Origin of the sequence: Paracoccus sp. J55 (assembly GCF_000513975.1) — a bacterium.
Taxonomy (GTDB): Bacteria; Pseudomonadota; Alphaproteobacteria; order Rhodobacterales; family Rhodobacteraceae; genus Paracoccus.
In genome coordinates this window covers 1-3,486 of sequence record NZ_AZVA01000062.1, presented here as the reverse complement: position 1 = coordinate 3,486, position 3,486 = coordinate 1, and the positions used below count along the sequence as shown (strand labels likewise).

Sequence of the window (3,486 nt, the reverse complement as noted above, 5' to 3'; positions counted from 1 at the left end):
CTGCGCACTATTGGTGTCATCGCTGCGCACTATTGGTGTCACGCGAAATCTCGGATCGCCCTTATTTTACTGGGCGAAATGGGCATTCCGGGAAGTTCGTCTAAGATTCCTCTATGATCTCTCAAGGATCATAGAGGAAGCTTAGAAGCTTCCTCTTGGGATTCGAGATGTATCGAGACCCGGCTGAGCAAGCTCAGCACACACCCGCCCGCCGCGCCGCGCCGGGCAAAAAAGAAGAAGACGAGCAGAGCGAGACCAACCCGGAAGCCTTGGCTTCGGGGTTGTCCACATTCCCGAACCGACCTGGCTCGAATAGGCACTTGATAACATGGGGCCCTGTCCCATATTATCAAGCAGAGGTTAGTAGCAAGGTGTAACTTCGCAAGCGAAATTCACCTTGCCCCACCCCCAAACCCCGCCCTGTCGGTTGGTTCTTGGGGACCGCTCCAGCCCTGCCGCCCTTCCCTGCGGTCTGGTTGGCAGATCTTTCACTTTGGGGATGGAGACTGAAATGGATATGTCGAAATACGTCCTTCGCTATGACCTTCGGGGAATGCTTGTCGATGCTGCGGATTCCGTGGACGGGGTTCTGATCGACCCGACCGACGCGCCGCAGGACATGGCCAACGAGGAACGCGACATTGAGGAACTGATGGCGTGGTGGCGCAGGCCCTACATCCAGACGCGCGGCGCGACCTTTGTCGTCCTCTGCCTCGATGGCGGTGCGTGGGACCGCTCAACGATGATCGGCCACAGCACTGATCTGGCCGAGGCCGTCGAGATCGCCAAGGCATACAGGCCGAAAGCGAGCGTGGTGCATGTGCATGTCGGATGACGCCCCGAAGAAACGCCGCCACGGCCCGAAGCCGAAACCTCCGCAGGAGCAGCGGCGGCATGCCGTCTCTTGCCGGCTGACCGATGCTGAGCTTGCCCGCCTTGACGAGTTGCGCGGGGAGGTCAGCCGGGGTGAGTGGTTGCGCCTGGCTGCGATGGCGAAGCCGCCCCGGATCGTCCCCACCGTGAACAAGGTGGCGTGGGCGGACCTGGCGCGCGCGGCTGGAAATCTCAACCAGATCACCCGCGCCATCAACGAAGGTAAGTTGCCCGTGAAGAACGTGCCTGGCGTCGGCAAAGCGGTCATGGAGGTGCGCGCCCAGCTCGATGCGGTGCGCCGCCTCCTGATCGGTCAGGAGGCCCCAGATGAAAGCGAAGGTTGAGCGCGGCGGCGGTTTCCGTGGTGTTCTCGATTACGCCCTCGGCAAAGAGGCCGGGAACGCCTGCGAAATTGTCGGTGGGAACATGTCCGGCCTGACCCCGCAAGAGCTTGCCGCCGAGTTCCGCTTGTCCCGTGAGGCGCGGCCCGGTGTTGCTCGCCCGGTCTGGCACACCAGCCTTGCTTTGCCGCCCGGCGACAGTCTCACGTCTGACAAATGGTCGGAAGTTGCTGCCGACTTCATGGACGGTATGGGCCTTGGCGATCACCAGTATGTCGTGATCCGCCACCACGACACCGACCTTGATCATGTGCATATCATCGCAAGCCGGATCGGACTTGATGGCACGATGTGGCACGGCAAGTGGGAGGCCCGGCAGGCGATTCAGCTCACACAGGAGCTGGAGGAGCGCCACGGCCTGACCCGGACAAAGGGGCTGAACGACGGCCCGGCCCCGGCCAAGGCCCCCAGCCGGAAGGAAATCGAAATGTCCGTTCGCACCGGAGACGCGCCGCCCCGCCTTGTCCTTCAGCAGATTGTCGATGCTGCGACCGCCGAGGCGGGCAGCGTGTTCGACTTCATGGACAGGATCGAAGCGGCTGGCGCGGTGGCCCGTCCGAATGTTGCCAGCACCGGCAAAATGAACGGCTTCAGCTTCGAGTTCGAGGGGATTCCCTTCAAGGGGTCCGACCTTGGCAAGGCTTACACCTGGAAGGGCCTGCAAGGCCGGGGGATCACATATGACCAAGAGCGAGATGGTGAAGCGCTCCGCGAGCGAGCAGGCGCAGCCTTTGCAAGGGCGGGCGAGATCGACGGCGGAAGCCCAGATGCAGCTGATCGCGCGCCTGGACCAGCTGGCCGAGGACCAGACCAGGTTGACGGAGGAGCAGAGGACCGCCGCCCGGCAGCTGGCAGCGGGCCTGAAATCCATGTCGGCGCAAGCCGTGGAGGGGATCACGAAGGCCCAGAAGGAGGTCGAGATGATTCTGACCCGTTCGACAGCCACGCTGATCCGCACCGAGGAGAGCGTCCAGACAGCCGAGAAGGCCGCGAAATCGGCGGCAACGCAGGCCGTGAAGGCATCGAAGATGATCGAGGCGCAGGCCAGCCGCTTGCGGTGGACGGTGACCCTCGCAGCGGGAGCCTGCGGCCTGCTGATTGGGATGGCGTTACTTCTCGGACTGCTGATCTGGCAGCCGGTGCTTATCCAAAAGCTGTGGCAGATGGCGCAAGCGATCCGGTAAGCCCAGCGATCGAGGCGAAACGCCGAGCATGGGACCACCAGCACGGCGCGTTGCAGGCCCCTGCATATCGCCTCACGCTCATGAGCCGTGTTGAGGGTCTGGCTTCCTTCAATGTGGGCAAAGATCGTGGCCCAGACGGGACCGAAAAGACCTATGACGCGGACGAGGTTCGGGCGCTGATCCCGTATCTTTCCGCCCATAACAGCCGGGGCCGCGACATCTATCTGACCCCGATGGACCCAGCCAACCATTACATGGTCGTGGACGACATGACGCCCCGCGCCCTGGATGACTTTCTTGCGGCCGGGTATCGGCCGGCACTGGTTCAGGAGAGCAGCGCCGGCAACCGTCAGGCGGTTTTGAAGGTGCCGAAAGAGCTGGGGCGGGACGAGCAGAAAGCCGCGAACGCGGTTGTCGTGGACCTCAACCGGCGATTTGGTGATCCGAACTTCTCGGGCGTAATCCACCCATTCCGCATGGCTGGATTCAGCAATAAGAAGCCCGGCAGATCGAATGCCTTCACGAAGATCATCGCGGCAGCTGGCGACCTTTGTGCCCGCGCCGCCGCCGCGCTCGATGCGGCCCGCCAGCGCATTGTCGGAGAGCGGACCCCGGCTCCGGTTACGGATCGCCCCATTCCCACGCCACGCCCAGACCATCGGGCCGCTCCTGGCGGTGATGCTGGGGCGGCGTTTGACCGGGCGCGGGCGATGGCCGAGGGGCTGGCAGACAGGCGAGGCTGGACCCGTGACGAGAGCCGCCTGGACTATCGCGCGGCCCAGATCATGGCCGAGGACGGCTGGCAGGCCGACGAGATCGGGGCCGCGATCATGGCCCGGAGTCCGAATCTTGTGGATCGTCACCGTGATCCGCTTGGATATGCGACCCTTACAGCAGAGAATGCCTGTATGAATCTCCGCGCAGACCAGCCGGAACCGCAGGGCGATCATCCGCAGGATGGTCAACCGGAGGGACCGGGGGGGATGTAAGGACTTTCTTTTTTTCCGGCGCGGCGCGGCGCGGCGGGG

At 63.5% G+C, this 3,486-nt stretch carries 3 protein-coding genes; all 3 read left to right on the top strand.

What is annotated here, in order from left to right:
* The first annotated feature begins 517 nt into the window (after window positions 1-517).
* From PARJ55_RS23130 to PARJ55_RS23720, 3 genes are read left to right on the top strand one after another with little or no spacing between them, the layout of a single operon-like run.
* Window positions 518-835, top strand: coding sequence for a hypothetical protein (locus PARJ55_RS23130; RefSeq protein WP_156929555.1), 318 nt, complete (start codon window positions 518-520; stop codon window positions 833-835).
* Window positions 825-1,217: a plasmid mobilization relaxosome protein MobC gene (gene mobC, locus PARJ55_RS23125; protein ID WP_051416393.1), complete on the top strand. Its 393-nt coding sequence runs from the start codon at window positions 825-827 to the stop codon at window positions 1,215-1,217. Before PARJ55_RS23130 ends, mobC begins: the two co-directional genes overlap by 11 nt.
* The gene (locus tag PARJ55_RS23720; RefSeq protein ID WP_084637945.1) at window positions 1,201-3,447 is read left to right on the top strand and encodes a relaxase/mobilization nuclease domain-containing protein; all 2,247 of its coding nucleotides are present in this window, start codon (window positions 1,201-1,203) and stop codon (window positions 3,445-3,447) included. The genes mobC and PARJ55_RS23720 overlap by 17 nt, the downstream gene beginning before the upstream one ends.
* Window positions 3,448-3,486 lie beyond the last annotated feature (39 nt).

Bases quoted from the DNA above. Each gene is read 5' to 3' on its own strand.
- mobC (WP_051416393.1), top strand. From the start codon at position 825: ATGTCGGATGACGCCCCGAAGAAACGCCGCCACGGCCCGAAGCCGAAA.
- PARJ55_RS23130 (WP_156929555.1), top strand. From the start codon at position 518: ATGTCGAAATACGTCCTTCGCTATGACCTTCGGGGAATGCTTGTCGAT.
- PARJ55_RS23720 (WP_084637945.1), top strand. From the start codon at position 1,201: ATGAAAGCGAAGGTTGAGCGCGGCGGCGGTTTCCGTGGTGTTCTCGAT.